The sequence below is a fragment of the Paracoccus contaminans genome, from assembly GCF_002105555.1.
Lineage (GTDB): Bacteria > Pseudomonadota > Alphaproteobacteria > Rhodobacterales > Rhodobacteraceae > Paracoccus > Paracoccus contaminans.
The window spans coordinates 912,347-938,182 of record NZ_CP020612.1 but is presented as its reverse complement, the minus strand read 5'-3'; the positions used below and the strand labels follow the sequence as shown (position 1 = coordinate 938,182).

Here is a 25,836-nt window from a genome sequence, read left to right as displayed (position 1 = left end):
GCGCGGGGCAGGGGGCGGGCTTTCCAGCACCCACCGCCCGGCCGGTCAGGCGCGGCACAGGGCCAGCAGCACGGCGGTTTCCGCCGCGATCTGGGCCGCGCCCAGAACATCGCCGCTGTATCCGCCCAGCCGCGCCCGCGCGAGCAGGGCAACCCCCGCCGTCGCGATCGCCCCGGCGGCCAGCGCAAGGATCGCGGGGGCGGCGCCCAGCAACGCAAGGGCGGCGGCGGCGGCGATCACTGCCCCGGCTGCCGCGCGCGCCAGCGATGATCCCCGCGCCGCGCTGTCGCCCAGGCCGCCGGGCCGGGCGGGCGGCAGCGCCCGCATCACCGGCCCCAGCCCGGCCCGCGATAGCATCGCGGCCGCCAGCGGCACCGTCAGCACCGCCCCGCCCTGCAGCGCCCCCAGCGCCGCGGCGCGCAGCCCCGTCGCCAGGATCAGCGCCAGCGCCCCGTGGCTGCCGATGCGGCTGTCGCGCATGATCTCAAGCCGCCGCTCCCGCGTCCGCCCGCCCGACAGCCCGTCGGTCAGGTCGGCCAGCCCGTCCTCGTGCAGCCCGCCCGTGACCAGCGCCCCCGCCGCCAGCGCCAGCAGCGCGGCGGCGGCGGCCGGCAGCCCGGCCGCGCCGCCCGCCCACAGCGCCAGCGCCGCGGCAAGCCCCGGCGCGATGCCCGCCAGCGGATAGGCCCAGACCGCCGCGCCCATCGGCGGGCAGGGCGTGATCGTCCCTGCCGGCAGGCGCGTCAGCAGGCCTAGCGCCAGCCGCAGTTCGGCCCATCGCCGGCGCAGGCTCATCCGATGCCCGCCTCGGCAAAGGTGGCCATGCCGTCATGGGCGGCCAGCGCGTGGCGCAGCACCGACAGCGCCACCGCCGCCCCCGTCCCCTCGCCCAGGCGCATGCCCAGATCCAGCAGCGGCACCTTGCCCATCGCCGCCAGCAGCGCGCGGTGACCGGCCTCGGCGCTGCAATGGCTGACGATGCAGTGATCCAGCAGGGCCGGATCGGCCGCATGCAGCGGTGCGACGGCGGCGGTGCAGATGAACCCGTCCAGCAGCACCGCGATGCGTGCCGCCCGCGCCGCCAGCACCGCCCCGCAGATCGCGGCCTGCTCGCGCCCCCCCAGGGCCGCCAGCGTCGCGCCCGGCCCCAGGCCCGCATGCCGCGCCGCCGCCGCCGCGACCGCGCGCGTCTTGCGATCCATCAGCGCCGCATCGGCCCCCGCGCCGTGCCCGGTCCAGTCCTGCGCCGTCCCGCCAAAGACGGCCAGCGCCAGCGCCGCCGAGATGGTGGAATTGCCGATCCCCATTTCCCCCAGCAGCAGCACGTCGGCCTGCGGATCGACCGCCGCCGCCCCCCGGTTCAGCGCCTCCAGCGTCTCATCGGCGCTCATCGCCGGGCCTTGGGTGAAATCCGCGGTCGGCCGGTCAAGGTCAAGCGCGACCACCTTCAGATCGGCCCCTGCGACACGGCACAGCTGGTTGATCGCCGCCCCGCCGGCGGCGAAATTGGCAACCATGCCCGTCGTCACCTCTTGCGGAAAGACGTTGATCCCCTGGGCGCAGACGCCGTGATTGCCGGCAAAGACCAGGGCCTGCGCGCGCTCGATGCGCGGGCGGTCGGTGCCGCGCCAGCCGGCCATGAAGACGGCCAGATCCTCCAGCCGCCCAAGCGAGCCGGGCGGCTTGGTCAGCTGCGCCTGCCGCTCGCGGGCCTGCGCGGCGGCCCCCTTGTCCAGCTGCGGCAGCCGGGCCGCCAGCCCTTGCAGATCATCCAGCGTATCCAGTCGGAACATCCGTTCTCTCCTTTTCATCCCTTGAGCATCAGGGGCAGCCCGCAGGCCACCAGGCAGACTTCGTCGGCGATGGCGGCGACGCGCTGGCCCAGCAGGCCCGCCTCGTCCCGAAAGCGCCGGCCAAGCGGGTTGTCGGGCACGATGCCCCAGCCGACCTCGTTGGTCACCAGCACCACGGGCGAGCGTGCCGCGCCCAGCGCGGCGGCCAGCGCCTGCCGCGCCTGCGCCGTATCGCGGCCGGCCAGCATCAGGTTGGACAGCCACAGCGTCAGGCAATCGACAAGGCGCGGCGCGCCTTCGGTCGCGGCCAGCGCGCCGGGCAGGTCAAGCGGCGCGGCGACGGTCTGCCATTGCGGTCCGCGCCGCGCCCTGTGGGCGGCAATGCGTTCGGCCATTTCGGCATCATGGGCCTCGGCGGTGGCGATATAGACGGCCGGGCTGCCAAGGCGCAGCGTCCGCTCCTCGGCGACGGCGCTTTTGCCCGACCGTGCGCCCCCGGTGACCAGCACGATCCGGCTCATGGCTTGAGCTTTGCCATCGGGGGCGCCACAGCTTGGCCCGACCTGCACCGAGGCGCCGCCCTGGACCACGCGAGACGATCCGGCCCGACCTGCCCCGCCGCTGCCCCCGCGCGGAGGCAAGGGCGCGCGCCGGCGCGGGCCAGAGGGCAGGCACGCCGCCGGGCCGGCGGGCTGGCCTTCGGCCCGGGCGCGACGGCCCGCGCCCCTCTGCCCGCCCGCCATGCGCCGGCATCGGGCGCGCCGGGCAAAGGCGGGGTTTCGGGATGAGGATGCTGTCGGTTCCGGGTCATTTCGGTGAACTCCTGCAAGGGCGGCTGGGGCCGGAGGGGCCTGTCGCGCTGATGACCCTGCCCTTGCCGCTGCCGGTGATCGCGGCGCAGGTGACGGGGCCGGGCGCGGCGGTGGCGGGGCCGCTGCCGCCGCCGCTGGCGCGGGGGCTGCTGCGCCGGCTGGGGCTGGGTTTTCCCGGCCGGGTGCTGATCCGCGCGCGCCTGCCGGTCGGGGGCGGGGCGGGCTGTTCGACGGCGGCGCTGGTGGCGCTGGCGCGGCTGGCCGGCTGGCGCGGCGATCCGATGGATCTGGCCCGCGCCTGCGTCGCTGTGGAAGGCGCGTCCGATCCGCTGATGCTGCCAGGGGCGGGGCGGCTGCTGTGGGCCTCGCGCGAGGGGCGGGTGCTGGGGGCCATGCCGCCGCTGGCCCGCTGCGAGATCGTCGGCGGCTTTTTCGGCCCGCCGCAGGCCACGCGGGATGCAGGCGCCTTTGCCGACATTTCCGACCTGATCGCCGGATGGCGCGCGGCCGACCTGCCGCGGCAGGCGGCGCTGGCCAGCGAATCGGCGGCGCGGCGCTGGGGCGATGACCGCGCGGCGCAGGCCGCGCGCGCGCTGGGGGCGCTGGGCTGGACGGCAGCGCATACAGGCTCGGCCCGCGGGCTGATCTTCCGCCGCGGCGCGGTGCCGCCCTGCTGGCGCGCCGCGCTGCTGGCGGCGGGGGGGCGCAGCCTGCTGCGCTTCCGGGTCGGGGGGGAATGACGCTCAGCCATCGACGCGCCGCATCAGATAGATGTCCATGATCCAGCCATGGGCCGCCCGCGCCGCCGCGCGGCTGCGCATGATGCGCCCGCCCGCCTCGGCCAGCGGGCCGGCATCCAGGATCTGTTCGGGCATTCCCAGGAAGGCGCCCCACCAGATCGTCACCCCTTGCGGGGGCACTGACAGGAAGGCGCCCCCCGCATCCAGCATCACGACCACCGTATCTGCGCCTTCCGGCCAGCCCTGCCGCAGGCGGCGCCCCGTGGTGATCGTCACCGGCGCGCCCAGGCGGTTCAGCGGGATGGCATGGGCCGCGCACAGCGCCTGGATGGCTGTGATCCCCGCGATCACCCGCACCGACAGGGGCAGCATCCGCCCGACCCGTTCGGCAATGCGCAGGCTGCTGTCGTAAAGCGAGGGATCGCCCCAGACCATCAGCGCCACCCGCGGCCCCCCGCCCGCGTCCAGATGGGCGGCGATGCGCGCAGCCCACAGCGCGGCGATCGCATCATGCCATGCCTCGACCCCGGCCAGATAGTCGCCGCCCTGCCCGCGGCTGGGCAGGTCGAATTCCTCGATCCGCGCGCCTGTCGTCCAGCGCGCGGCGATATGGCGGCGCAGCCCGGCCAGGTCGGCCTTGTCCGCGCCTTTCAGCGGCACCAGCAGCAGATCGGCCGCGGCGATGGCGCGCGTGGCCTCGATCGTCAGATGGTCGGGATTGCCGGTCCCGATGCCGATCAGGGTCAGCTCGATCATGGCCGACGCGCCCTGGGCCGGGGGTGACGCGCGCTCATGCATCCTCGGCCGGGGCGATGAGGTGAAAGAAGCTGCCCGTGCTCGCCCCGCCGCCGGGCTGGATGCGGAAGGATCCGGTTTCCGGCACGGCGGCGCCGGCGGCGTCGGTGACATGGGCAAGCGCCGGGTCGGGCTGGGACAGGATCGCGGCATAGTGGAATTCATGGCCCCGCGCCGCGGCGAAGGGGGCCGGTCCGATCGCCCGGGCCAGGCGATAGCCCAGATGCATGCGCCGCGCGGCAAAGCTGGTTTCCAGCCCCAGCAGCCCCGCCATCGCGTGCCGCGTGCCGTCCGCCGCGACCAGCCCCGCCCCCAGAACCATATACCCCCCGCATTCGCCATGGACGGGGCGCGTGTCGGCAAAGCGGCGCAGCCCCGCCAGAAAGCGGCCGCAGGCCGCCAGCCGCCCGGCATGCAGTTCGGGATAGCCGCCGGGCAGCCAGCAGGCGCCGGCCGAGGGATCGGGCGGTTCGTCCATCAAGGGCGAGAAGGGCAGCACCGTCGCCCCCTGCGCCCGCCAGGCCGCAAGGACATGGGGATAGAGGAACGAGAACGCCTCGTCCCGGGCAAGGGCGATGCGCTCTGCCGGGGCGGGGATGGGCGCGGGGTCCATGGCGGCGACGGGGCGGGCCTCAGGGCGCGGCGCGGCGGCCGAGCGCGGTCCGGCGCCGGGATGCGGCGCGGCTTGCCGGGCCGCGGCGGATGGGGCGCCCCCTGTTCCGCCCGCAGCGGCGGCGGGCGCTGTCGCGGACCCGGCGCGGCCCCCGGCGGCGCCGGCCATGCCTTGCGTGCCGCACAAGGGCGGCCGCGCGGCGGCAATGATTGCCTCAAGGTCGCAATGCTGCGCGACAAAGCGGCCCAGCTCGTCAAGCAGCGCGCCCAGCCGCGGCAGCTCGGCCGCCTGCACAAGGCCCAGATGCCGTTCGGGCAGCTTTACCCCTTGCCGCGGCAGCGCCCCCAGGACGGGCAGCCCCGCCGCCTCGATCCCGGCGCGGGCCAGCGCCAGGTGGCGGGCCGAGGCGACGCGGTTCACGATCACCCCCGCCACGCTGACATCGGTCCGAAAGCGGGCCAGCCCCAGCGCCACGGCCCCCGCGGTCTGCGCCTGTCCCCCCGCGTCGAGGACCAGCACGACCGGCCAGCCCGTCAGCGCGGCGATGTCGGCCGTCGCCCCGGTCCCGGCCGCGCCCGCCTGCGCCACCCCGTCGAAAAGGCCCATCGACCCTTCGGCCAGGATCAGGTCGGCCGGCTCGGCCCCGGCGATCAGCCGGGCGATCCGGCCCGCGCCCATGGCCCAGCTGTCAAGATTGGGCGAAACCCTGCCCGTGGCCGCGGCGTGAAAGGCGGGGTCGATATAGTCCGGCCCGTTCTTGAAGCTCTGCACGCTGATGCCACGCGCGCGCAGCGCCGCCAGCAGGCCCAGCATCACCGTCGTCTTGCCGCAGCCCGAGGCAGGCGCCGCGATCATCAGGCCGGGGGCTGCGGCAGGGGCAGGGCCGTCAGCCATGGCTGCGGGCCCTGCGGCGGCCGGCGGCCGGGACGCGGCGGGGGCCGTCGCCGGGGACATCGCCGCCACCGGGCGGGCCGGGGCGCCTGGCAGGGCGGCGGGCAGGGCGGGCAGGGCGGGCATGGCGCGGCTCAGCCGGGAAACCGCGGGGCGGTGCCGACCGGGCGGAAGCGGCGGTCATAATCCGCGGCGTAAAGGCGGCTGTCATCAAAGCCCTCGGCCGCCAGGGCCGGGCCGACAAGGATCAGCGCGGTGCGCTCGTCCTTTCCGATCGCGGGGTCCAGCGTGCCCAGCGTGGCGCGCAGGATGCGCTGATCGGGCCAGCTGGCGCGAAAGACGACCGCCACCGGGCAGTCCGCGCCATAACAGGGGGCAAGGCGGGCCTGCATCTCGGCCAACATATGCACTGACAGGTGAATGGCCAGGGTCGCGCCGGTGGCGGCAAAGGCTTCCAGCGTCTCGCCGTCCGGCATTGCCGAGGCGCGGCCCGCCATGCGCGTCAGCACCACCGACTGCGCAATGCCGGGCAGTGTCAGTTCCGTTCCCAGCGCCGCGGCAGCGGCGGCAAAGGATGGCACCCCCGGCGTCACGTCATGGGGGATGCCGAGGGCACGCAGGCGGCGCAGCTGCTCGCCCATCGCCGACCAGACCGACAGATCGCCCGAATGCAGCCGTGCGACATCGAGGCCGCGTTCATGGGCGCCTGCCATCTCGGCGATGATCTCGTCGAGGCTCAGCGCGGCGGTGTTCACGATGCGCGCGCCGGGCGGGCAATGGGCCAGCAGCGCCTGCGGCACCAGGCTGCCGGCGTAAAGACAGACCGGGCAGGCGGCGATCAGGTCGCGCCCGCGCAGGGTGATGAGATCGGGCGCGCCGGGACCGGCGCCGATGAAATGGACGGTCATGGTTCTTCCTTGTCGGGGATGGCGCCCCCGGCCCCGGCCCGCCCTGCTGGGGGCTGGGGGCCGGGATCGGATTGGGCCATGGCGCAGGTGGCGGCGCCCGCGATCAGGCGCGGCGTCAGCAGCCGGGCAGGGGGCCGGGCCGCGGCCAGCGCGGCGGCCTCGGCCACGCTGCCTGTGCCGCGGGCGGCAAGGGATGCGGGCGATTGCGTGGGCGTGGCGCGGCCCGCGACCGCAACGGCGATGATGGGCAGCCCGCGTTCGGCCGCCAGCGCCAGCAGCGCGGGCGCATCCGCCTTGGCCGCAGCGGTGGCCAGCGCCTGTGCCGGCCCGGCGCGATCCTCGGCCAGGCGCAGCGCGGCGCGCAGGTCAGCCAGCGTGGCTGCGGATCGGAACCCCATCCCCGCGACCCTCATGGCCAGATCCATTGCACCAGCGGGCGCGCGGGCTGCCAGCCGCGATAGCGGCCCAGCGGCGCGGCCTCGGCCAGGTCGATGCGCAGCAGCCGCCCGCCCCGCGCGGCATGCAGCCCGGCCAGCCGCGCCTCGCTTTCCAGCGTGACCGCATTGGCGACCAGCCGCGGCGCGCCCGCCCCCACCTGCCAGCGCCCGGCCTGCGCCGCCGCGCCGCCTGCGGCGCCCCTAGCCGCGGCCGTCACGCCCGGTTTCTCGCCCGATGCGTCGCCCCCGTCCCGTCCCCTTTCGGGCGCTGGCCCGTGGTCGTGGCCACTTGCGGCCAGACGGTCGAGGACAGCATCGCCGCCCCCCCCGACAAAGACGGCATCGGGTTCGTCCAGATCGTCCAGCACCCCAGCGGCGTCCCCCTGAACGATCTTCAGCCTGTGGGCGATGCCGAAGGCGTCGGCATTGCGGCGGATATTGGCGATACGGTCGGCCCGCCGCTCGATCGCGATGGCGCGCCCACCGGCCAGGCACCATTCGACCGAAACCGATCCCGATCCCGCGCCGATGTCCCACAGCAGCTCGCCCGGCCGGGGGGCCAGCGCGGCCAGCGTCAGCGCGCGCACCGGCGCCTTTGTGATCTGCCCGTCATGGGCGAACAGCGCATCGGGCAGGCCGGCCGCGCGCGCCAGACCCGCCCCCCGGGGCAGCGCCGCCCCGTCCAGCGCCACCGCCACCGGCCCGGCGATGTCGGGCCAGTGCGCGCCCTCGCGGATGCGCTCGCGCGGGCCGCCCAGCGCCTCGCAGACGGTGATCCGGGTCGCGCCCAGGCCGTGGGCGGCCAGCCAGTCGGCCAGCGCGGGCACCGCCGCCGCGTCGCGCAGCGTGCAGATCGCGCGCACCCCCCGGCCCATGACCGGGCGCAGCCGGGCAAGCGGCGCGGCGTGCAGCCCCAGGCAGCGCGTCTCCTCGATCCGCCAGCCGAGGCGCGCGGCCACCAGCGAGAATGTCCCCGGCGCGGGAAAGGCGCGCCATTCGGCGGCCGGCAGGCGCGCCGCCAGCAGCCCGCCCGCCCCGTGCCAGAACGGATCGCCCGATACCAGCATCGCCGCCCGCGTCCCGCGCAGCGCCAGCAAAGGCCCCAGGTCGAAGGGCACGGGCCATTCCCGCCCCCGCGCCCCGACCTGCGCCAGCGACAGATGGCGCGGCCCGCCGAACACGATCGCCGCCGCGTCCAGCGCCTCGCGGCTTGCACAGGGCAGGCCGGCCAGGCCATCCTCGCCGATGCCGATGATCGACAGCCACGGGTCAGCCATGCGCATTCTCCTGCTGGGCGGCACCGCCGAGGCCGCGGCGCTGGCCGGGCGGCTGGCCGCGGCGGGGCTGGACGCCGTCTATTCCTATGCCGGCCGCACCGCCGCGCCCGCGGCCCAGCCGCTGCCGCTGCGCATCGGCGGCTTTGGCGGGGCGGCGGGGCTGGCCCGCTATCTGGCGGACGAACGGATCAGCCATGTGGTCGACGCCACCCACCCCTTTGCGGCGCAGATCAGCTGCAATGCCGCCGCCGCCTGCGCGGCGCAGGGTGCGGCGCTGCTGGGCTTGCAGCGGCCGCCCTGGCAGCCGGGGCCGGGCGACCGCTGGACCCGCGTGGCGGACATCGCCGGTGCCGTCGCCGCCCTGCCGCAGCGCCCCGCGACCGTGTTCCTGGCGATCGGCCGCCAGTCGCTTGGCGGCTTTGCCGGCCTGCCCCACGCCTGGGTGCTGCGGCTGGTTGATCCCGCGCCCCAGCCGCTGGCCGGGGCAAGGGTCATCGTGGATCGCGGCCCCTTCACGGTCGCGGGCGATCTGGCGCTGATGCGCGATCATGGCGTGACCCATGTGGTCGCCAAGAATGCCGGCGGCGCCGGCGCATCCGCCAAGATCGCGGCGGCGCGGATGCTGGGCCTGCCCGTCGTCATGATCGACCGCCCCGCCCCGCCCCCCCGCGCCGAGGCCGCGACGGTGGACGCGGTGATGGCCTGGCTTCATCGCGCGGCGCCCCGCGGCGTATAGACCCAGCGCCCGACCCGCCGTGTCGCCTCGTTGCCGACGATCACGACGGTGCGCATGTCGGCCATCTGCGGCTCGGCCTCGGCCAGTGTCACGGTCAGCAGGCGTTCGTCGGGGGTGGTGACGGCGCGGGCAAAGACCAGCAGGCGCGCCGGCTCGCATTCCTCGCGCAGCAGGTCCAGCACGCGCGCGAACTGGTGCGGGCGCGCGGCCGAGCGGGGGTTGTAGAACGCCATGGCAAAGCCGCCTTGCGCGGCATGGCGGATGCGGTGTTCGATCACCGCCATGGGCTTGAGATTGTCCGACAGGTTGATGGCGCAGAAATCATGCCCCAGCGGCGCCCCCGCGCGCGCCGCCGCCGCCAGCATCGCGGTGATGCCGGGCAGGATGCGGATGTCGGGCAGCATGGCGCGCCCCTCGGCCGCCTCGAACAGGGCCGAGGCCATCGCAAAGACCCCCGGATCGCCCGAGGACACGACGACCACCCGCCGCCCCGCCGCCGCCAGATCCAGCGCCAGCGCCGCGCGGTCCAGCTCGACCCGGTTGTCCGAGGGGTGGCGCGCCAGCCCCGCGCGCAGGGGAACGCGCGCGACATAGGGGGCATAGCCGACCACATCGCTCGCCTGCGCGAGCGCCGCCGCGACCTCGGGCGTGACCAGCGCCGCGTTGCCGGGGCCGAGGCCCGCGACCGCCACCCAGCCCGGGGCGCGCGCGCCGGTCATTCCGGCGCCTCGGGGCGCCGGCCGGTCCCATGGACCAGCACCATGGCGAAATAGGGGCAGTCGGCGGCCTCGATCTCGGCCAGGCGGGCGACACGCTGGCCGGGCATGGTGCCCCGTTCGACCAGCCATGCCTGATCCAGACGGCCCGCCCGTTCCAGCGCCCGGCGCACGCGCGGCAGGTTGCGCCCGGTTTTCAGCACCGCCAGCGCATCTGCCCCGGCCATGTGGCGCACCAGCTCATCCTCGGGCAGGGTGCCGGGCAGCACGGTCAGCACATCGTCGCCCCAGGTGATCGGCACCCCCGTCGCGTGCCAGCACCCTGTCATGCCGGGGATGCCGGGGATCACCTCGACCGCGGCGCGGTCCTGCAGGCGGCTGTGCAGATGCATGAACGAGCCATAGAGGAACGGATCGCCCTCGCAAAGCACGACAACCTCGTGCCCCGCATCGGCCAGCCCCGCAAGCCGCGCCGCCCAGTCGTCATAGAACGCCGCCAGCGCCGCGCCATAGGCGGGGCTGTCGAAGGGCAGCTCGGTCGTGACGGGGTATTCCATCGCCCATTCGACCGCGCCGGGGGCCAGCATCCCCTCGACGATCCGCCGCGCCTGGCCCAGCCGGCCGCGCTTGCGGAAATAGGCCACATGGCGCGCGGCGCGGATCGCCCGGTCGGCGCGGACCGAGATCAGGCCCGGATCGCCCGGACCCAGCCCGGCGCAGAGGATGCGCCCCACCGGCATCGCGGCCTGCGCCCCGCTCATTCCGCGCGGCTCGCCAGCGCGTTGACGGCGGCGGCGGTGATGGCCGATCCGCCCAGCCGGCCTTCGACGATCAGGGCCGGGGCGGGCGGGGCGGCCATCAGCGCGTCCTTGGATTCGGCCGCGCCGACAAAACCCACGGGGCAGCCGATGATCGCCGCCGGGCGCGGGCAGGCGGGATCGGCCAGCATGTCGAGCAGGTGGAACAATGCCGTCGGCGCATTGCCGATGGCGACGAGCGCGCCTCCCAGATGCGGGCGCCACAGCTCGAGCGCCGCGGCCGAGCGTGTGTTGCCCATCCGCGCCGCGAGCGCGGGCACGGCGGGATCGGGCAGGGTGCAGATGACCGCGTTGCCGGCGGGCAGGCGGGCGCGGGTGATGCCTTCGCTGACCATGCGGGCATCGCACAGGATCGGCGCCCCCGCCGCCAGCGCCGCGCGCGCCGCCGCGGCCATGCCGGGGGTGAAGCGGACATGGCCCGCCAGCCCGACCATGCCCGCGGCATGGATCATGCGGGCGACCACGGGCTCCTCGTCCGCGTCAAAGCGGGTCAGGTCGGCCTCGGCCCGAATGATGGAAAAGGACTGGCGATAGATCGCCGCGCCGTCGGTTTCATAGTGGGGCATCGGGATCCTCAAGGAAAAGCATCGCAGGGTCCAGCCCGCGGCGGATGGGGGCATCGCCCGCCTTCCCGCGCCGGATCAGGTCAAAGCCGCAGGCCGTCGCGGTCAGGGTCAGGTCGGCGGGGGCGGGATGGGCGCAACCCTTGGCGCAGCCCGAGACATGCAGCACCGCCCCCGCAGGCAGGCCGGCCGCAAGGCGGCGGGCCAGGGGCCGTGTCGGTTGCAGCGCCTGTCCGCAGCCGGGCGCGCCGGTGCAGGCATGTACGCGGCGCAGCGGATCGCCCGCGCGCACCAGGCCCGGCAGGTCGGGCACCGCCGCCGCGCCCTCGACCAGCAGCATCCGCCACGGGGTCGGGCGCAGCGGGCCCAGCGCGGCCAGCGCCGCCAGCGTCTCGGCCGGCAGCTGGCCGAAGGCGATCGCGGCCAGCACCCCTTGCGGAACCGGGCCGGGCTGGGGTTCGGGCAGCGCGGCGGCGGGGGCATCGGTGGGCGCCAGCGCAGCGGGGGGGCGCGCGCCGCGGGCCATCAGCGCCGCCATGCGGCCCCGCCCGCCGCTGGCCCCGCCGGCCTCCAGGAACCACTGCGCCAGCGCGGCCGCGGCGGCAGGGGCGGTGTCGGGCGTCACCCGCGCGCCCAGCGCGCAGCCGTCGGCCCGCAGGATCAGCCCGCCATCCGCCGCCCGTTCCAGCCGGATATCGGCCGATGTCTGTGCCAGCACCCGCACCGGGCCGCAATCCACCGCAAAGCCGAACTTGGCCGGCAGCAGCGGACCTTGCGCCAGCGCCCCGGCCAGCCGCGCGGCCAGCGCATCGGTCGGGGCATCGGCAAAGGGGGTGATGATGATGTTGCGCCGCGCCTCGGCGGCCGGGCCCTCATCGACCAGCCCGGCCGCGCGCAGGTCGGCGATCAGGGCGGCATGGCCCGCGGCGCTGGCCCCGCGCAGCTGCAGGCTGGCGCGGGCGGTCAGGTCGATCAACCCGTTGCCATGGATGCGCGCCGCCGCAGCCAGCGCGCGGCCCTGCGCCGGGCTGAGGCGCCCGCCCGGCGGGCGCACGCGCACCACCAGCCCGTCGCCCGATTCCATCGGCCGCAGCGCGCCCGGGCACCATCCGCGGATCACCGGGGCCGTCATGGCGCGGCCCGGCCCGGCGGGGCGGCCTGCGCCTTGTCCCCTGGGGGGGCAAGCGCCGCATGGGTCGAATTGCGGCGCGTCGCCCACAGCCCGGCCGCCCGCAGCGCGGCAAAGCGATCGCGCAGGGCGGCCAGCGCGGCGGGGTTCTCGCGCGCCATGAAGGCCGCGACCTCGGGCCGGCCCAGGGTGGCGGCGTGATACAGGTCGAACAGATGCGCCGGCACCGCCCCGGCCAGATGGGCAAAGGCGGCCATATGGTCCAGCGTCGCCGCGATTTCGGCCGCCCCGCGAAAGCCGTGGCGCATCATCCCGTCCGCCCAGGCGGGGTTGGCGGCGCGGGCGCGCACGACGCGGGCGATCTCCTCGGGCAGCGCGCGGGCGCGGGGGGTTCCAGGGCGCGTGGAATCAAGATGATAGATGGCCGGCGCGTCGGCCCCCAGATGGGTCATGGCGGCGGCGAAGCCCCCCAGATGGGCGGGATAGTCGGCGGCCACCAGCAGATCGGTTTCGGCCAGATCCTGTGCGTGAACCAGGCTGTCCGCGCCCCGCAGACGCTTTTCCAGCGCCGCGCGGTCAGGGGCTGCGCTGCCATCGGCCGCAATGGCCCAAGCCGAGGCCGACAGCCACGCGGCCCCCGCCGCATCGCGCGCCGCCGGGGCCAGATCGCCCTGCGCGATCCCCATGCCGTATCGGCCGGGCTGGGGTCCGAAGATGCGGGGGGCGCTGTCGCGATAGGGGTTGTCGGCGGCGCTTTCCTCACGCGCGGCCAGCATCGCCGTGCCGGTGTGGAACAGCGCCGCCAGCGACGGGAACACGTCGCGGAACAGCCCCGAGACGCGCAGCGTCACGTCGATGCGCGGCCGGCCCAGCAGCGCCAGCGGAATCGCCTCGACGCCCGAGACGCGCTCGGCCCCCGCGTCCCACACGGGCGCCAGCCCGGCCAGGTGCAGGGCCATGGCGATCTCCTCGCCCGCCGTCCGCATCGTGGCGCTGCCCCACAGATTCACGACCAGGCCGCGTGGCCAGTCGCCGTGGTCCTGCAGGTGGCGGCGCAGCAGCTCTTCGGCCAGCTTGACCCCCTGCGCATGGGCAGACCGGGACGGCACGGCGCGAGGATCGACGGAAAACAGGTTGCGCCCGGTGGGCAGCACGTCCGCCCGCCCCCGCGCCGGAGAGCCGGACGGCCCCGGCGCGACCCGCAGCCCGGACAGGGCGCGGGCCAGCCCCGCGCGCTCGGCGTTTCCGCAAGCGCCGCGGCCCAGCACGTGCAGGCCGTCGCCAAAGCGGCTGTCCTTGAGGTCGCAGACAAAGCGGTCGATGCGGGTGATCGCCTCGGCCATGCCGGCGTCGGGGGGCAGGCCAAGGTCCGCCTCGATCCCGCGGCCCTGCGCCTCGGCGCGGATATCGGCGATCAGCCGGGCGCGGCGGGCCGGGTCCAGCCCGTCGGCGGTCGAATATTCGTCCAGCAGCGATTCCAGCCGCCGCAATTCGTCCGGCGTGTCGCTGGCGATCAGCGGCGGGGGCAGGTGGCCCAGCGTCAGTGCCCCGATCCGGCGGCGGGCCTGCGCGGCCTCGCCGGGGTCGTTGACAATGAAGGGATAGATGACCGGCGCCGGGCCGATCAGCGCCTCGGGCCAGCAGGCACCCGACAGCGCGGCGGCCTTGCCGGGCAGCCATTCCAGCGTGCCATGCGCCCCCATGTGGACGATCGCGTGCAGCCCTTGCGATCGCAGCCACAGGTAGAAGGCCACGTAACCGTGGCGGGGCACGCGGGACAGATCGTGGTAATCCTCGGCGCGCCGGGCCGGATCGCTGCGTTCCGGCTGCAGCGCGATCAAGGCGTTGCCCCGGCGCAGGGCGGCGAAGCTGAAGGCGCCGCGGGACACCGCCGGGTCATCCGCGGGCGCGCCCCAAGTCGCTGCCAGCTCGTCCCGCAGCGCCGCCGGCAGGGCGGCCAGCGCGGCGGCGTAGTCTTCCAGCGGCCAGCTGATGCGCTGTTCTGCCAGCGCGGCGGGCTGGGCCGCGCCGGGCGCCACGGCCCAGCCCTCGGCCGACAGGTCCGCCAGCAGCGCCTCGGTCGAGGCGAGCGCGTCCAGCCCGACCGCATGGGCGATCTGGTCCGGGCGGCCGGGATATGAGGACAGGATGACCGCCAGCCTGCGCTCGGCCGCCGGGGTCTGCCCCAGGCGGTGCCAGGCCGCGATGCGGTCGGCGGCGGCGGCCAGCCGGTCCGCGTCGGGATGGTGGGCAAATCGGGAATATTGCAGCGCAGGGTCACGCCGGGCCGGGGATTTGTGCGACACGAGCCCGGCGTTCAGGCGGCCGTCCACCTCGGGCAGCACGACCTGCATGGCAAGGTCTGCGGGCGACAGGCCGCGTTCGGACCCGGCCCAGTCGCGGCGGCGCGCGGTGGACAGGACCACCTGATGCACCGGGCAATCCCAGCGGTCGAAGGGGGTCGCCCCATCGTCCCCCCGCGCCGAAAAGCAGGTGGCGCTGATGATGGCCTGCACCGGCCGCGCGCCGACTGCCTCGGCCAGCCAATCGGCAAAGCCCGGTGTCTTGAGCGAGGCCGCGAACACCCCCATCGCCGCCAGCCCCCGCGCCCGCAGCGCCGCGATCAGGGCATCGACCGCGGCGGTGTCGGCCGCAGCCAGATAGGATCGGTAAAAACAGACCAGCGTCACCGGCCCCTGCGGCAGCGCGGCGATCACCCCGGCATCCGGATCGTAAAGACCCATCTGCGGCACCGTCGCCGCGCCTGCGACCGGGGCGGCGTCCAGCCCCGCGGCGCGGGCCAGTTCGGCCAGCGCCATCTGCGCCGCGACCGCCCCGCCCGCATCGCACAGCGCCGCCAGCCGCCGCAGCACGGGCCTGTCCAGCGTCGAGGCCGCTTCGAGCGCGGCATCCTCGGCCCCGTCGGCGGGCAGCACCGCCAGCGCGATGCCGCGGCGCCGGGCCATATCCTGCACCACCGCCAGCCCGTGCGGCCAATAGGCCGCCCCGCCGATCAGCCGGATCAGGATGGCCCGCGCCCCGGCCAGCGTCCGCTCGGCATAAGCATCCACCGACAGCGGATGGCGCAGCGCCACAAGATTTTGCAGCCGCAGCGCCGGCAGCCCCCCATCCGCCCGCCGCCAGCCTGCCGCAAAGGCCCCCAGGTCGCTGTCGGAAAACGACAGCACCACCAGATCGGCGGCGTCCTGCCCCGGATCAAATGGCGCCTCGGCATCCTCGAGGCCGCGGGTTTCGCGGAAGACGACGTGCATCAGGCCCCCAGCACCTGCCGGATCAGGGCCGGGTCGATGTCGTCATGCTGGGCGATCACCACCAGCCGCGAGGCGCGCGGCGCGTCGCCCCAGAGGCGGTCATACTGGTGGCGCACCCGCGCGCCGACCGCCTGCACCAGCAGGCGCATGGGCTTGCCCGCGACGGCGACGTGGCCCTTGACGCGCAGGATGCGATGGTCGCGCGCCAGCGTCTCGATGCGCGCGGTCAGGTCGGCGGGGTCGGCGATCTCGGGCAGCTCGATCACGGCGGAATCAAAGTCGTCATGTTCGTGATCGTCCGCGCCGTCATGGTGGCTGGGGCGGGCGTCAAGGTCATCCTCGGCGGCGGCGTTCAGGCCCAGCACGACGCGCGGATCGACTGCGCCTTCGGATACCACGATGACAGGCAGCGGGCGCGGCGCCTCGGCGGCGATCACCGCGCGGGCGGCGGCGAGGCCGTCCGCGCCGGCCAGGTCGGGCTTGGTCAGCAGCACAAGGTCGGCGCAGGCGATCTGATCCTCGAACACCTCGGACAGCGGCGTTTCGTGGTCAAGGCTGTCGTCCGCGGCACGCTGGGCGTCGACCGCAGCCTCGTCGGGGGCAAAGCGGCCCGCCGCCACCGCCTCGGCATCGGCGACGGCGATCACCCCGTCCACCGTGATGCGCGAACGGATCGCCGGCCAGTCAAAGGCCCGCAACAGCGGCTTGGGCAGCGCCAGCCCCGAGGTTTCGATCAGGATGTGATCGGGCCGCCGTGGCAGGGCCATCAGCGCCTCGATCGTGGGGATGAAATCATCGGCAACGGTGCAGCAGATGCAGCCATTGGCCAGCTCGACGATGTTCTCGGCCGGGCAGTTCTCGTCGGCGCAGGATTTCAGGATGTCGCCATCGACGCCGACGGTGCCGAATTCGTTGACCAGCACGGCCAGCCGGCGGCCCTGAGGGTTGGCCATCAGGTGGCGGATCAGCGTGGTCTTGCCGGCGCCCAGAAAGCCCGTGATGACGGTCACGGGGATCTTGGTCAGGTCGTTCATGGCGTCACTCCTGCGGGGGGATGCGGGCAAGCGACTGCTTGCGGAAGATCGCGGGCCGGTCGCGCCAAGGCACGATGCCGTCGGCGCTGTCGGCATAGAGCGCGGCACCCGACAGGATCGCCGGCGCGTCGGCGGGCGTCAGGCGGCCATAGACATAGGTCCACTTGCCGGGGCCGGACAGCGCAACGGCGCAGCCCTGGCCGCAGGCCGACAGGCATTCGACCGGGCGCAGCGTGACGCCGGGCGGGGCCGGCTCCAGCGCGCGGGCCAGCGCGGCACCGGGCGGTTCGCCCTCGGCGGGCTGTCCGGCCCGGCAGGTGATGCAGACGTGCAGCGTCGCGGTCATCGGCCACTCGCCCGGCGGTCGCAAACTGTCCGAAGGACGCCGCCGCCAGCGGTCGCCATCCGGTCGCGGAACACCCCGTCCGCCCGTCATCCGTTGCGCTGGCAGGTCTCCCGGCTTGCGGATTCTGGGTTTCCCCAACGGGCGCCCGCCTTCCCGGATTGCTCCAGTGGCACAAGGGCGACCTTTCCGGTCACGGTCGCGGGGGCGGCTGCGCTTTGGCTTGCCTTTCGGGGCCTTGCGCGATTCCCTCTTGGCCTGCCATGCGGCAGGACCAGCGCAGCGCCTTGGTGCGCCAGCCCGGCCGCGCTTGTCAAGGAACGTGCAACTGGAAAGAGCGCCGATGACCGACAGCAGCCCAGCCCCCGGTGCCGATGCGCGGCACGCCGAAAAGATGGCCCGCATCAAGGCGGCGCGCGATCGCATGATGGCGACCAAATCGGGCGAAAAGGGGCTGGTGATCGTCCATACCGGGGCGGGCAAGGGGAAATCCTCGTCCGGCTTCGGCATGATCCTGCGCTGCATCGCCCATGGGATGCCCTGCGCGGTGGTGCAGTTCATCAAGGGCGCCTGGGATACCGGCGAGCGGCGGCTGCTGACCGAACGGTTCGGCGATCTGTGCCAGTTTCATGCGATGGGCGAGGGCTTCACCTGGGAGACGCAGGACCGCGAGCGCGACATCGCCGCGGCGCAGGCGGGCTGGGCCAAGGCCAGGGCGCTGATCCGCGACCCTGCCATCCGCTTCGTCCTGCTGGACGAGATCAACATCGCGCTGCGCTATGGCTATCTGGACGCGGCCGAGGTCGCGGCCTTCCTGCGGGATGAAAAGCCCCCCATGACGCATGTGTGCCTGACCGGCCGCAACGCCCCGGCCGAGCTGGTCGAGCTGGCCGATCTGGTGACCGAGATGACGCTGGTCAGGCACCCCTTCCGGGCTGGGATCAAGGCCCAGCCGGGGGTGGAGTTCTAGCTGCCCGCCCGCCAGGCCCAGCGGCGGCCGTCATGGGTCAGCCGCACGAGGGACAGCGCCGGCACGTCGATGCGCAGGGCCATCGCGGCTGGCCCGCCCAGCGCCGACAGGATCGCGGCGCGCAGGCTCATGGCCGGCGCGATGGCGGCGGCCCTGCCGCCCAGGGCGGCCTGCTCCTCCATCCAGGCGCCCACCCGCGCCGTCACCGCGCCCAGGCCCTCGCCCCCCGGCGGGGCCAGCGCGGGATCGGCCAGCCATGCGGCCAGCGCCTGCGGGTCACGGGCCGCCGCTTCCTGCGGGCTCAGCCCGGCCCAGCGGCCAAAGGCCCCTTCCGCCAGCGCGGGATCGACGGTTCCGCAAAGCCCTGCGGCCCGCGCCGTGTCGGCGCTCGCGCGGCAGGGCGCCAGGAACACCCGCGCCCCCTGCGGCACCTGCCGCGCAAGGCCCGCCGCCCCCGCCAGCAGGCGGGCGGCCGCCGGCCTGCCCGAGGGAAAGCGCCCCGATCCGTCATGGGCTGCGCAGATCAGCAGAAGCTGGGCGGTCATCCGTCTTTCTCCTCGGCGGGGCGATTGCGCTTTGACTTCGCGCCGGCGCCGTGAAAGGGTGCCGCTGTCGTCATCGCGGCGGAAGTCCGGTGCAAATCCGGCACGGTCGCGCCACTGTAATCGCCGCTACGGCGAAAGTCAGACCCTCGCGGTGACAGCATCGTCTCAACCCGGACGCCGTATCCGCAGGAGATCCGCATGGCACAAGCCGCCGCACCGACCCCGTTCGCCCCGCCGCTGGCGCAACCCATCCCCCTGCGCGAGATCGCCCCCTGGGCGGTCCTTGCCGGGCTGGTGCTGTTGCTGGCGATGTATTTCGTCAGCACCGAACAGGGCGCGATCGCGCTTCTGGATGGCACGGGCGTGCATGAATTCGTGCATGACGCCCGCCATCTGCTGGGCTTTCCCTGCCACTGAGAGGCTGACATGACCGGACGTTTGCTGCTGCTCGGCATGATTGCCGGGCTGGTCGCGGGCATTCTGGCCTTCGGGACAGCCCGCATTTGGGGCGAGCCGCCGCTGGCCGAAGCCATCGCCCTTGAAACGGCGGCGCAGACGGGCGCCGCCAATGCCCTTGCGGCCGGGGGCCACGCTGCCGACCATGACCATGACCATGACCATGACCATGACCATGACGATGACCATGACCATGACCATGAACACGGGCAGGGCCATGGCGGCGCCTTTGGCGGGGGCCATGATGCCGCCCCGGCCGGGCAGGGGGCGGCGCAAGGCCATGCCGGCGCTCATGCCCACGGCCATGGGGCAGGCGAGGGGATCAGCCGCGCCGTGCAGGCCGGGATCGGGCTGCTGACCGGAACGGCGGTCTATGGCGCGGCGCTGGGCGGGCTGCTGGCCCTGGTCTTCGCCGCCGTGCAGGGCCGCGCCTGGAGCCTGGACCCCAGGGCGAGTGCCGGGCTGATCGCGCTGGCGGGGTTCATCGCCGCGGTGGTCGTTCCTCAACTGAAATATCCCGCCAACCCGCCTGCTGTCGGCCATGCCGAAACGATCGGCCTTCGCACCGCGCTGTTCTTTCTGATGCTGGCGATCTCGCTTGCGGCGATGGTGCTGGCGGCCACGGTGGGGGCGGCCCGCGCCCGGCTGGCGGGCGATGGCTGGAACGGGGCGCTGACGGGCGCGGCGATCTATGGCGGCGTGGTGCTGGCCGCCGGGCTGCTGCTGCCGCGCATCGACGAGGTGCCGGCGGATTTTCCCGCCGACCTGCTGTGGCGTTTCCGCATGGCGGGGCTGGCGGTGCAGGCAGTGCTGTGGGGCGCGACCGGGCTGATCTTCGGCTGGCTGGCCGCGCGCCCGGCTCGGCCCCTTGTGCGGGCTGCTGCCTGACGGATGAGCCATGCGGGCGCGATGCTGCTGGCCTTCGGCCTTGATGTCGCGGTCGGCTGGCCCGCGCCGCTTCATGCGCGGATCGGTCATCCGGTCACCTGGGCGGGGGCGCTGATCGCGGCAGGGGATGCGCGGCTTAACCGCGGGGGCGCGCGGCGCGCGCGCGGCGCGGCGCTGGCGCTGTCGGTGATCGGGCTGGCCGCGCTGGCGGGCTGGGCGGTGCAGCGGCTGGCCGGCGAGGGGCTTGCCGGCGCCGCCCTCTGCGCGGTCGCGGCCTGGCCGCTGCTGGCGGTGCGCTCGATGCACGATCATGTGCAGGCCGTGGCCCGGCCCCTTGCGCAAGGTGATCTGCCGGCGGCGCGCGCCGCCGTGGCGATGATCGTGGGCCGCGATCCGGCGGCGCTGGACGGCGCGGGGATCACCCGCGCGGCGATCGAAAGCCTGGCCGAGAATACCTCTGACGGCATCATCGCGCCCCTTTTCTGGGGGCTGGTCGCCGGCCTGCCGGGGATCGCGGCCTACAAGGCCGTCAATACGCTCGATTCGATGATAGGCCACCGCACGCCCCGGCACGAGGCGTTCGGCTGGGCCGCGGCCCGCATCGACGATGCCGCGAACCTGATCCCCGCACGGGCGACGGGGCTGCTGTTCGCGCTGGTATCGGGGCGCCGGGGGGCCGCGCTGGCCTGCATGGCGCGCGATGCCCGCCATCACCGTTCGCCCAATGCCGGCTGGCCCGAGGCGGCGATGGCCGGCGCGCTGGGCGTGCGGCTGTCCGGCCCGCGCATCTATGGCGCGCGCCGTGTCGATGAACCCTGGGTGAACGGCGCCTGCCGCGATCCGGGCGCGGCCGATCTGGGGGCGGCGCTGGCGCTGTATCGGCGCGCCATGGCGGCCGCGGCCGCCGGTCTGGCGCTGGCGGCGCTGTTGGCATGAGGCGCGATCACGGCGGCGATGTCGACGCGGCGCGCGCCCGCTTTGGCGGCGAGGACTGGATCGACCTGTCAACCGGCATCAATCGCTGCCCCTGGCCGGTGCCGGCGCTGCCCCCCGCGGTCTGGACCGCGCTGCCCACCGCGGCGGCGGGCAGGGCGCTGATGCAGGCTGCCGCGCGCGCCTTTGCCACCGACGCGCCGGGGCTGGCGCTGAACGGCGCGCAGGCGGCGATCCAGCTGCTGCCGCGGCTGGACGCGCCGGGGCTGGCCCGCGTGCTTGCCCCCACCTACAACGAACATGCCGCCTGCCTGCGATCGGCAGGCTGGCGCGTCGAGGAGGCGGCCCGCCTCGAGGATCTGCCGGGCGCCGATCTGGCCGTGGTGGTCAACCCCAACAACCCCGACGGGCGGCGGCACGATCCGGCGCGGCTGCTGGATCTGTCGCGCAGCGTCGGGCGGCTGGTCGTCGATGAAAGCTTTGCCGATGCCGACCCGGCCTTGTCGGTCGCCGCCCATGCCGGGGCGCGCCTGACGGTGCTGCGGTCCTTCGGCAAGTTCTGGGGGCTTGCCGGGCTGCGGCTGGGCTTTGCCTTTGCCGATGCCGGCACCATCGCCCGGATCGGCGCGATGGCCGGCCCCTGGCCCGTCAGCGGCCCCGCGCTGGAAATCGGGCGGCTGGCGCTGGCCGATGCCGCCTGGGCCGGGGCCACGGCCGCGCGGCTGGCGCAGGAGGGCCCCCGGCTGGACGCGCTGGCACAGGCGGCGGGCTGGAGGCTGGTCGGCGGGACGGCCCTGTTCCGGACCTATGCGGTGCCCGGCGCCGCGCAGGCGCAGGAACGGCTGGCGCGCCACCACATCTGGTCGCGCATCTTTCCCTATTCCCCGCATTGGCTGCGGCTGGGCCTGCCGGGCAGCCCGGCCGAATGGGCGCGCCTTGCCGGGGCGCTGGCCTAGCGCGCCAGGCCCAGCAGGGCATCCATGTCCAGATGCCGTTCCAGATGCGCGGCCAGCGCATCCAGCGTATCCTCGACCAGCGCGGCGTGATCCAGACCGCCCGCGGCGATGCCCAGCCCGGCCAGATAGGCGGCGCGAAAGCGGTCGGCCGCGAACAGCCCGTGCAGATAGCTGCCGGCAACGCGGCCCGAGGCCGAGACCGCGCCCTCGGGCCGCCCGTCCACATGGGCAAAGGGCCGCAGGCGGTCGGGGCCGTCCGTCTCGCCAAGGTGAATCTCGTAGCCCTCGACCGGCAGCCCGCTGGCGGCGTGGATGGCAAGGCTGCGCCTGACGCGCTTGTGCGGGCCCATCACGGTCGTCACGTCCAGAAGGCCCAGCCCCGCGGTTTCGCCGGGCGCGCCCTCGATCCCGTCCGGGTCGGCGATGCGGCGGCCCAGCATCTGATAGCCCCCGCACAGGCCCAGCACATGCCCGCCGCGGCGCATATGGGCGGCAAGGTCGATGTCCCATCCCTCGGCGCGCAGGAAATCGAGATCGGCGCGGGTGGACTTGCTGCCCGGAACGATGACCAGCCGCGCCCCGGCCGGGATCACCTGCCCGGGCCAAACCATGACCAGGCGCACCCCCGGTTCGGCGGCAAGGGGGTCGAGGTCGTCGAAATTGGCGATGCGGGGCAGGGCCAGGCAGGCGATGGTGACGCCCGCGCCGCCGCTGCCCGTGCGCAGGTCCAGCGCATCTTCGGCCGGCAGGCGCGCGGCGGCGGGAAACCACGGCACCACGCCCAGGCCCCGCCAGCCGGTCCGCGCCTCGATCATCCGGTGGCCGTCCTCGAACAGCGCCGGATCGCCGCGGAACTTGTTGACGACGAAACCGGCGATCATCGCGGCATCGGCGGGGTCCAGCACCGCCTGCGTGCCGACGACCTGCGCGATCACGCCGCCGCGGTCGATGTCGGCGGCCAGCACGACAGGCACATCCGCCGCCCGCGCAAAGCCCATATTGGCGATGTCGTTCGCCCGCAGGTTGATCTCGGCGGGGCTGCCGGCCCCTTCGACGATCACCAGATCATGCGCCGCGCTCAGCCGGGCAAAGCTGTCCAGCACCGCGCCCATCAGCTGCGGCTTGAGCGCGGCATACTCGCGCGCCCGCAGCGTCGCGTGGCGGCGCCCCTGCACGATCACTTGCGCCCCGCTATCGGTTTCGGGCTTGAGCAGCACGGGATTCATGTCGGCATGGGGCGCGATCCCCGCCGCCAGCGCCTGCAACGCCTGCGCGCGGCCGATCTCGGCCCCTTCGGGGGTGACGGCGGCGTTGTTGGACATGTTCTGCGGCTTGAAGGGCGCGACCCTCATCCCGCGCCGCCGCGCCGCCCGGCACAGCCCCGCCACCAGCAGCGACTTGCCGACATTCGAGCCGCAGCCCTGGATCATCAGCGCGGGCACAGGTGTTTCCCTGCCTGCCGCGCCCCCGTCAGCCGCCCCGCCCGAAGGGCGGACCGGCGGCCCGGCCCGGTTCGCCCAAGGCGCGGGGCGGCGGGGCAATCTGCCGCTGTCATTCCCGCCAGCCCAGCAGGCGGCGTTCCAGCCAGCCGATGGCGGCGCCGACGACAAGGCCGACCGCCGACAGGATGGCGACACCGGCAAACAGCCGTTCGAGGTTATAAAGCGACCCCGCTTCCAGGATATAGGCGCCGATGCCGTATTCTGCCCCCAGCATTTCCGCCGCGACCAGCAGGATGATGGCGATGGCCGATGACACGCGCAGGCCCGACAGGATGCCCGGCAGGGCACCCGGCAGCACGATCTTGCGCAGGATGGAAAGCCAGGGCAGGCCGAAGCTCTGCCCCATGCGGATCAGAGACCGATCGACATTGTCCACCGCGCCGAAGGTCGCGACGACCGTTGGCGTGAAGGTGCCAAAGGCGATCAGCGCGTATTTCGATGTCTCGCCGATCCCGAACCAGATCACGAACAGCGGCAGCAGCGCGATCTTGGGGATCGGGAACAGGGCCGAAACCAGCGGCACCATGACCGACCGCGCCAGGCTGAACAGCCCGATCATCAGTCCGGCCGCGATCCCCAGCACCGCGCCCATCGCCCCGCCCACCGCAAGCCGTTCCAGCGATGGCGCCAGATGCCGCCACAGCAGGCCCGAGCGTGCCATGTCCGCCAGCGTGGCCAGCACTGCCGAGGGCCGGGGCAGGGTGATCGAGGATATGACGTCGCTGCGGGTGCCAAGTTCGATCAGGGCGATGATGACCGCGAAACTGGCCAGCCCGGCAAAGCGGACGGGCCTGGGGTCGAATCCGCCCCCCCGGAAGGTGACTGGCCGGCCCGGCTGCGCAGGGCCGGGGCGCGGCGCGGATGGGTCAGGCATCGATCAGCTCCCTGTCCGCGGCGGCGGCCTCGTCGCGCATCATCGTCCACAGCAGGTCATGCACCCCGTCCAGATCGGGATCGGCGGTGCGCCGTTCGGCCAGCGGCTTGTCGATCCCGACGATGTCGCGGATGCGGCCGGGACGGCGCGACATCACCACGATGCGGTGGCCCAGGCGCACCGCCTCGGCCAGGTTGTGGGTGACATAGACGGCCGTGAAGGGCTGGCGCGTCCACAGATCGACCAGGTCGGCCATCAGCAGCTCGCGGGTCTGGCTGTCCAGCGCGGACAGCGGCTCGTCCATCAGCAGCGCGGCCGGGCGGACGGCCAGGGCGCGGGCGATGGCCACGCGCTGCTTCATCCCGCCCGAGATCTGGCGCGGCAGCGCGCGGGCAAAATCGCTCAGCCGGGTGCGGGCCAGCACGTCGGTGACGATGGCATCGCGTTCGCGCGCGGGGATCGGATGATCCTCAAGCACGAGGCGCACATTCCCCGCGACCGTGCGCCAGGGCAGCAGGGCAAAATGCTGGAACACATAGGTCAGGGGGTTGAGCGTGCCGGGCGGCGGCGCGCCGATCTGCAGCGCCGCGCCGGCCTCGGGCCGTTCCAGCCCGCCCAGGATGCGCAGCAGCGTGGACTTGCCGCATCCCGACGGGCCGACCAGGCAGACGATCTGCCCCTGCGGGATGTCCAGTGTCACGTCGCGCAGCACCTCGACCCCGCCATAGCAGTGCGAGACGCGCTCCAGTCTCAGATCCATGAGGCGTCCCTGCCGCTCACCGGCTCTGCACGAACGAGCTGTCCACCAGCGTTTCGCTGGTGATGTCCGGGCTGACCATGCCTTCGCGCTTGAACCATTCAAGCTGGTCGGTGATCGAGCCCATCGACAGCGCCAGCCCGTCATTGATCCGCATCGAGGTGGTCGCCATCATCTGGGCGAAATCGGCATCGGGCAGGTCTTCCTGCACGTATTTGTGCACGATCCCGTCCAGGGCCGCGATTTCGGCGGCATCGGCGCTGTGATCGACGAAGGCGGCGTTATAATCATGCGCGCCCCGTGCCAGTGCCCGCAGGAAGGCCTCGGTCGTGGCGCGCTGGTCCTTGGCCATCGCCGCCGACGAGAACACGACGGTCACCTGATAGTTCGGGTCGATCGCATTGAAATCGCCGATCTTTTTGGCATGCCCTTCGGCGACCAGGCCGTTGCCGATGCTGGGCTGGATGATCCAGCCGTCGATCTGCCCCGAGGTCAGCGCCCCCACGATGGCGCCCACCTTCTGCAGCGGGCGCATGCGGATATCGGCCATGGGGATGTGGTTGGCCTCGGCAACCTTGTTCAGCATGTAGTGGAAGGACGATCCCGCCGTCGTCGTGCCGAACGAGCGGCCAGCAATCTTCGATGGATCGGTCAGCCCGTCCGCATAGGCCGCGTTCGATGCCAGGATCATCGCCCCCGGCACACCGGGCGATTCAGACAGCGCCCCCCCGATCACCTTGAGCGCGCCTTTTTCCGCAAGGCTGATGAGACCGCCGGTGATCGCCGTCATGCCGTAATCGACATCCCCCGCCGCCACCGCCACCGACATCGGTTGCGCCGCCTCGAAGAACTGCATCGTCACGTCCAGCCCCTCGTCGCGGAAATAGCCGCGCTCATAGGCGATGAAACTGGGGGCGTGGCTGGTCAGGCGCAGCACGCCCAGGTCAACCGCCTCGGCCGCGGATGCGCCTGCAGGGATGGCCGCGGCAAGCGTCGCCGCGGCAAGGGCGGTCATCAGGGCGCGGCGGCGCAGGGGTCGATGGATCATGGCTTTCCTCCCAAACGTTCAGGCATGGGC

27 protein-coding genes and 2 riboswitches are annotated in these 25,836 nt (G+C 74.0%); of the genes, 7 read left to right on the top strand and 20 right to left on the bottom strand.

Annotation, left to right across the window (positions count from 1 at the left end; genetic code table 11):
• Positions 1-45: 45 nt before the first annotated feature.
• From cobS to cobU, 3 genes are read right to left on the bottom strand one after another with little or no spacing between them, the layout of a single operon-like run.
• Positions 46-795: an adenosylcobinamide-GDP ribazoletransferase gene (cobS, locus tag B0A89_RS04490; RefSeq protein ID WP_085377112.1), complete on the bottom strand. Its 750-nt coding sequence runs from the start codon at positions 793-795 to the stop codon at positions 46-48.
• Positions 792-1,793: a nicotinate-nucleotide--dimethylbenzimidazole phosphoribosyltransferase gene (cobT, locus tag B0A89_RS04485; protein WP_085377111.1), complete on the bottom strand. Its 1,002-nt coding sequence runs from the start codon at positions 1,791-1,793 to the stop codon at positions 792-794. The genes cobS and cobT overlap by 4 nt, the downstream gene beginning before the upstream one ends.
• Positions 1,794-1,807: 14 nt before the next feature.
• Positions 1,808-2,314, bottom strand: a complete 507-nt coding sequence (gene cobU, locus B0A89_RS04480; RefSeq protein ID WP_085377110.1) for a bifunctional adenosylcobinamide kinase/adenosylcobinamide-phosphate guanylyltransferase — start codon at positions 2,312-2,314, stop codon at positions 1,808-1,810.
• Positions 2,315-2,577: 263 nt separating this feature from the next.
• Here cobU and B0A89_RS04475 point away from each other — a divergent pair, with 263 nt between their 5' ends.
• Complete coding sequence (locus B0A89_RS04475) at positions 2,578-3,345, top strand: hypothetical protein (protein WP_085377109.1); 768 nt, start codon at positions 2,578-2,580, stop codon at positions 3,343-3,345.
• Positions 3,346-3,348: 3 nt separating this feature from the next.
• On the opposite strand, the gene cobF is transcribed toward B0A89_RS04475, so the two are convergent.
• The 5 genes from cobF to cbiE all read right to left on the bottom strand — a co-directional run bounded on the left by cobF (position 3,349) and on the right by cbiE (position 8,266).
• Positions 3,349-4,101 (bottom strand): precorrin-6A synthase (deacetylating), encoded by a 753-nt coding sequence (cobF, locus tag B0A89_RS04470; protein WP_085377108.1) that lies wholly within the window; start codon positions 4,099-4,101, stop codon positions 3,349-3,351.
• A 34-nt stretch (positions 4,102-4,135) separates the two neighbouring features.
• A complete protein-coding gene (locus B0A89_RS04465; RefSeq protein WP_205949772.1) occupies positions 4,136-5,647 on the bottom strand; it encodes a cobyrinic acid a,c-diamide synthase CobB in 1,512 nt (503 codons plus the stop codon).
• A 131-nt stretch (positions 5,648-5,778) separates the two neighbouring features.
• Positions 5,779-6,552, bottom strand: a complete 774-nt coding sequence (cobM, locus tag B0A89_RS04460; RefSeq protein ID WP_085377107.1) for a precorrin-4 C(11)-methyltransferase — start codon at positions 6,550-6,552, stop codon at positions 5,779-5,781.
• Positions 6,549-6,965, bottom strand: a complete 417-nt coding sequence (locus B0A89_RS04455; RefSeq protein WP_085377106.1) for a cobalamin biosynthesis protein — start codon at positions 6,963-6,965, stop codon at positions 6,549-6,551. Before B0A89_RS04455 ends, cobM begins: the two co-directional genes overlap by 4 nt.
• Entirely contained in the window at positions 6,962-8,266 is a 1,305-nt protein-coding gene (gene cbiE, locus B0A89_RS04450; protein ID WP_240558638.1) for a precorrin-6y C5,15-methyltransferase (decarboxylating) subunit CbiE, read from the bottom strand. Before cbiE ends, B0A89_RS04455 begins: the two co-directional genes overlap by 4 nt.
• Between cbiE and B0A89_RS04445 the strand changes: the two genes are divergently transcribed.
• Entirely contained in the window at positions 8,265-9,002 is a 738-nt protein-coding gene (locus B0A89_RS04445) for a cobalt-precorrin-6A reductase (RefSeq protein ID WP_085377105.1), read from the top strand. The genes cbiE and B0A89_RS04445 overlap by 2 nt on opposite strands.
• On the opposite strand, the gene cobJ is transcribed toward B0A89_RS04445, so the two are convergent.
• The 7 genes from cobJ to B0A89_RS04410 are packed head-to-tail and all read right to left on the bottom strand — an operon-like array spanning position 8,975 to position 16,880.
• A complete protein-coding gene (cobJ, locus tag B0A89_RS04440; RefSeq protein ID WP_085377104.1) occupies positions 8,975-9,721 on the bottom strand; it encodes a precorrin-3B C(17)-methyltransferase in 747 nt (248 codons plus the stop codon). The genes B0A89_RS04445 and cobJ overlap by 28 nt on opposite strands.
• On the bottom strand, positions 9,718-10,452 hold the full coding sequence (locus tag B0A89_RS04435; protein ID WP_205949800.1) for a precorrin-2 C(20)-methyltransferase: 735 nt from the start codon (positions 10,450-10,452) through the stop codon (positions 9,718-9,720). Before B0A89_RS04435 ends, cobJ begins: the two co-directional genes overlap by 4 nt.
• A gap of 23 nt (positions 10,453-10,475) precedes the next feature.
• A complete protein-coding gene (locus tag B0A89_RS04430) occupies positions 10,476-11,102 on the bottom strand; it encodes a precorrin-8X methylmutase (RefSeq protein ID WP_085377102.1) in 627 nt (208 codons plus the stop codon).
• Positions 11,089-12,231: a precorrin-3B synthase gene (cobG, locus tag B0A89_RS04425; protein WP_085377101.1), complete on the bottom strand. Its 1,143-nt coding sequence runs from the start codon at positions 12,229-12,231 to the stop codon at positions 11,089-11,091. The genes B0A89_RS04430 and cobG overlap by 14 nt, the downstream gene beginning before the upstream one ends.
• The gene (gene cobN, locus B0A89_RS04420; RefSeq protein WP_085377100.1) at positions 12,228-15,500 is read right to left on the bottom strand and encodes a cobaltochelatase subunit CobN; all 3,273 of its coding nucleotides are present in this window, start codon (positions 15,498-15,500) and stop codon (positions 12,228-12,230) included. The genes cobG and cobN overlap by 4 nt, the downstream gene beginning before the upstream one ends.
• Positions 15,500-16,534, bottom strand: a complete 1,035-nt coding sequence (gene cobW, locus B0A89_RS04415; protein WP_085377099.1) for a cobalamin biosynthesis protein CobW — start codon at positions 16,532-16,534, stop codon at positions 15,500-15,502. Before cobW ends, cobN begins: the two co-directional genes overlap by 1 nt.
• 4 nt (positions 16,535-16,538) lie before the next feature.
• Positions 16,539-16,880, bottom strand: coding sequence for a DUF1636 family protein (locus B0A89_RS04410; protein ID WP_085377098.1), 342 nt, complete (start codon positions 16,878-16,880; stop codon positions 16,539-16,541).
• A gap of 83 nt (positions 16,881-16,963) precedes the next feature.
• Positions 16,964-17,171, bottom strand: a riboswitch (cobalamin riboswitch).
• 49 nt (positions 17,172-17,220) lie between these two features.
• Here B0A89_RS04410 and cobO point away from each other — a divergent pair.
• Complete coding sequence (gene cobO, locus B0A89_RS04405) at positions 17,221-17,847, top strand: cob(I)yrinic acid a,c-diamide adenosyltransferase (RefSeq protein WP_085377097.1); 627 nt, start codon at positions 17,221-17,223, stop codon at positions 17,845-17,847.
• On the opposite strand, the gene B0A89_RS04400 is transcribed toward cobO, so the two are convergent.
• Complete coding sequence (locus B0A89_RS04400; protein WP_085377096.1) at positions 17,844-18,392, bottom strand: histidine phosphatase family protein; 549 nt, start codon at positions 18,390-18,392, stop codon at positions 17,844-17,846. The genes cobO and B0A89_RS04400 overlap by 4 nt on opposite strands.
• Positions 18,393-18,461: 69 nt before the next feature.
• Positions 18,462-18,548, top strand: a riboswitch (adenosylcobalamin (AdoCbl) riboswitch).
• A gap of 42 nt (positions 18,549-18,590) precedes the next feature.
• Between B0A89_RS04400 and B0A89_RS04395 the strand changes: the two genes are divergently transcribed.
• Genes B0A89_RS04395 through cobD form a run of 4 tightly spaced genes read left to right on the top strand, consistent with a single transcriptional unit; the run spans position 18,591 to position 21,625 of the window.
• Positions 18,591-18,809: a CbtB domain-containing protein gene (locus tag B0A89_RS04395; RefSeq protein WP_085377095.1), complete on the top strand. Its 219-nt coding sequence runs from the start codon at positions 18,591-18,593 to the stop codon at positions 18,807-18,809.
• Between the two features lie 9 nt (positions 18,810-18,818).
• On the top strand, positions 18,819-19,736 hold the full coding sequence (locus tag B0A89_RS04390; protein WP_085377094.1) for a CbtA family protein: 918 nt from the start codon (positions 18,819-18,821) through the stop codon (positions 19,734-19,736).
• A gap of 3 nt (positions 19,737-19,739) precedes the next feature.
• Complete coding sequence (gene cbiB, locus B0A89_RS04385) at positions 19,740-20,672, top strand: adenosylcobinamide-phosphate synthase CbiB (RefSeq protein WP_085377093.1); 933 nt, start codon at positions 19,740-19,742, stop codon at positions 20,670-20,672.
• The gene (gene cobD / locus B0A89_RS04380) at positions 20,669-21,625 is read left to right on the top strand and encodes a threonine-phosphate decarboxylase CobD (protein WP_085377092.1); all 957 of its coding nucleotides are present in this window, start codon (positions 20,669-20,671) and stop codon (positions 21,623-21,625) included. Before cbiB ends, cobD begins: the two co-directional genes overlap by 4 nt.
• Here the strand turns inward: cobD and B0A89_RS04375 are convergent.
• The 4 genes from B0A89_RS04375 to B0A89_RS04360 all read right to left on the bottom strand — a co-directional run bounded on the left by B0A89_RS04375 (position 21,622) and on the right by B0A89_RS04360 (position 25,806).
• Positions 21,622-23,067, bottom strand: coding sequence for a cobyric acid synthase (locus B0A89_RS04375; protein ID WP_205949771.1), 1,446 nt, complete (start codon positions 23,065-23,067; stop codon positions 21,622-21,624). The genes cobD and B0A89_RS04375 overlap by 4 nt on opposite strands.
• A gap of 109 nt (positions 23,068-23,176) precedes the next feature.
• Positions 23,177-24,001 carry an ABC transporter permease gene (locus B0A89_RS04370; protein WP_085377091.1) on the bottom strand — a complete coding sequence of 275 codons (825 nt, stop codon included), beginning with the start codon at positions 23,999-24,001 and terminating at the stop codon, positions 23,177-23,179.
• Positions 23,994-24,761 carry an ABC transporter ATP-binding protein gene (locus B0A89_RS04365; protein WP_085377090.1) on the bottom strand — a complete coding sequence of 256 codons (768 nt, stop codon included), beginning with the start codon at positions 24,759-24,761 and terminating at the stop codon, positions 23,994-23,996. Before B0A89_RS04365 ends, B0A89_RS04370 begins: the two co-directional genes overlap by 8 nt.
• 16 nt (positions 24,762-24,777) lie before the next feature.
• Positions 24,778-25,806, bottom strand: coding sequence for an ABC transporter substrate-binding protein (locus B0A89_RS04360; RefSeq protein ID WP_085377089.1), 1,029 nt, complete (start codon positions 25,804-25,806; stop codon positions 24,778-24,780).
• Between the last annotated feature and the right edge of the window lie 30 nt (positions 25,807-25,836).

What these genes read in the sequence shown, in the direction of transcription:
- cobS (WP_085377112.1), bottom strand. Translation starts at nt 795, where the DNA reads ATGAGCCTGCGCCGGCGATGGGCCGAACTGCGGCTGGCGCTAGGCCTG.
- cobT (WP_085377111.1), bottom strand. Translation starts at nt 1,793, where the DNA reads ATGTTCCGACTGGATACGCTGGATGATCTGCAAGGGCTGGCGGCCCGG.
- cobU (WP_085377110.1), bottom strand. Translation starts at nt 2,314, where the DNA reads ATGAGCCGGATCGTGCTGGTCACCGGGGGCGCACGGTCGGGCAAAAGC.
- B0A89_RS04475 (WP_085377109.1), top strand. Translation starts at nt 2,578, where the DNA reads ATGAGGATGCTGTCGGTTCCGGGTCATTTCGGTGAACTCCTGCAAGGG.
- cobF (WP_085377108.1), bottom strand. Translation starts at nt 4,101, where the DNA reads ATGATCGAGCTGACCCTGATCGGCATCGGGACCGGCAATCCCGACCAT.
- B0A89_RS04465 (WP_205949772.1), bottom strand. Translation starts at nt 5,647, where the DNA reads ATGGCTGACGGCCCTGCCCCTGCCGCAGCCCCCGGCCTGATGATCGCG.
- cobM (WP_085377107.1), bottom strand. Translation starts at nt 6,552, where the DNA reads ATGACCGTCCATTTCATCGGCGCCGGTCCCGGCGCGCCCGATCTCATC.
- B0A89_RS04455 (WP_085377106.1), bottom strand. Translation starts at nt 6,965, where the DNA reads ATGAGGGTCGCGGGGATGGGGTTCCGATCCGCAGCCACGCTGGCTGAC.
- B0A89_RS04445 (WP_085377105.1), top strand. Translation starts at nt 8,265, where the DNA reads ATGCGCATTCTCCTGCTGGGCGGCACCGCCGAGGCCGCGGCGCTGGCC.
- cbiE (WP_240558638.1), bottom strand. Translation starts at nt 8,266, where the DNA reads ATGGCTGACCCGTGGCTGTCGATCATCGGCATCGGCGAGGATGGCCTG.
- cobJ (WP_085377104.1), bottom strand. Translation starts at nt 9,721, where the DNA reads ATGACCGGCGCGCGCGCCCCGGGCTGGGTGGCGGTCGCGGGCCTCGGC.
- B0A89_RS04430 (WP_085377102.1), bottom strand. Translation starts at nt 11,102, where the DNA reads ATGCCCCACTATGAAACCGACGGCGCGGCGATCTATCGCCAGTCCTTT.
- cobG (WP_085377101.1), bottom strand. Translation starts at nt 12,231, where the DNA reads ATGACGGCCCCGGTGATCCGCGGATGGTGCCCGGGCGCGCTGCGGCCG.
- cobN (WP_085377100.1), bottom strand. Translation starts at nt 15,500, where the DNA reads ATGCACGTCGTCTTCCGCGAAACCCGCGGCCTCGAGGATGCCGAGGCG.
- cobW (WP_085377099.1), bottom strand. Translation starts at nt 16,534, where the DNA reads ATGAACGACCTGACCAAGATCCCCGTGACCGTCATCACGGGCTTTCTG.
- B0A89_RS04410 (WP_085377098.1), bottom strand. Translation starts at nt 16,880, where the DNA reads ATGACCGCGACGCTGCACGTCTGCATCACCTGCCGGGCCGGACAGCCC.
- cobO (WP_085377097.1), top strand. Translation starts at nt 17,221, where the DNA reads ATGACCGACAGCAGCCCAGCCCCCGGTGCCGATGCGCGGCACGCCGAA.
- B0A89_RS04400 (WP_085377096.1), bottom strand. Translation starts at nt 18,392, where the DNA reads ATGACCGCCCAGCTTCTGCTGATCTGCGCAGCCCATGACGGATCGGGG.
- B0A89_RS04395 (WP_085377095.1), top strand. Translation starts at nt 18,591, where the DNA reads ATGGCACAAGCCGCCGCACCGACCCCGTTCGCCCCGCCGCTGGCGCAA.
- B0A89_RS04390 (WP_085377094.1), top strand. Translation starts at nt 18,819, where the DNA reads ATGACCGGACGTTTGCTGCTGCTCGGCATGATTGCCGGGCTGGTCGCG.
- cbiB (WP_085377093.1), top strand. Translation starts at nt 19,740, where the DNA reads ATGAGCCATGCGGGCGCGATGCTGCTGGCCTTCGGCCTTGATGTCGCG.
- cobD (WP_085377092.1), top strand. Translation starts at nt 20,669, where the DNA reads ATGAGGCGCGATCACGGCGGCGATGTCGACGCGGCGCGCGCCCGCTTT.
- B0A89_RS04370 (WP_085377091.1), bottom strand. Translation starts at nt 24,001, where the DNA reads ATGCCTGACCCATCCGCGCCGCGCCCCGGCCCTGCGCAGCCGGGCCGG.
- B0A89_RS04365 (WP_085377090.1), bottom strand. Translation starts at nt 24,761, where the DNA reads ATGGATCTGAGACTGGAGCGCGTCTCGCACTGCTATGGCGGGGTCGAG.
- B0A89_RS04360 (WP_085377089.1), bottom strand. Translation starts at nt 25,806, where the DNA reads ATGATCCATCGACCCCTGCGCCGCCGCGCCCTGATGACCGCCCTTGCC.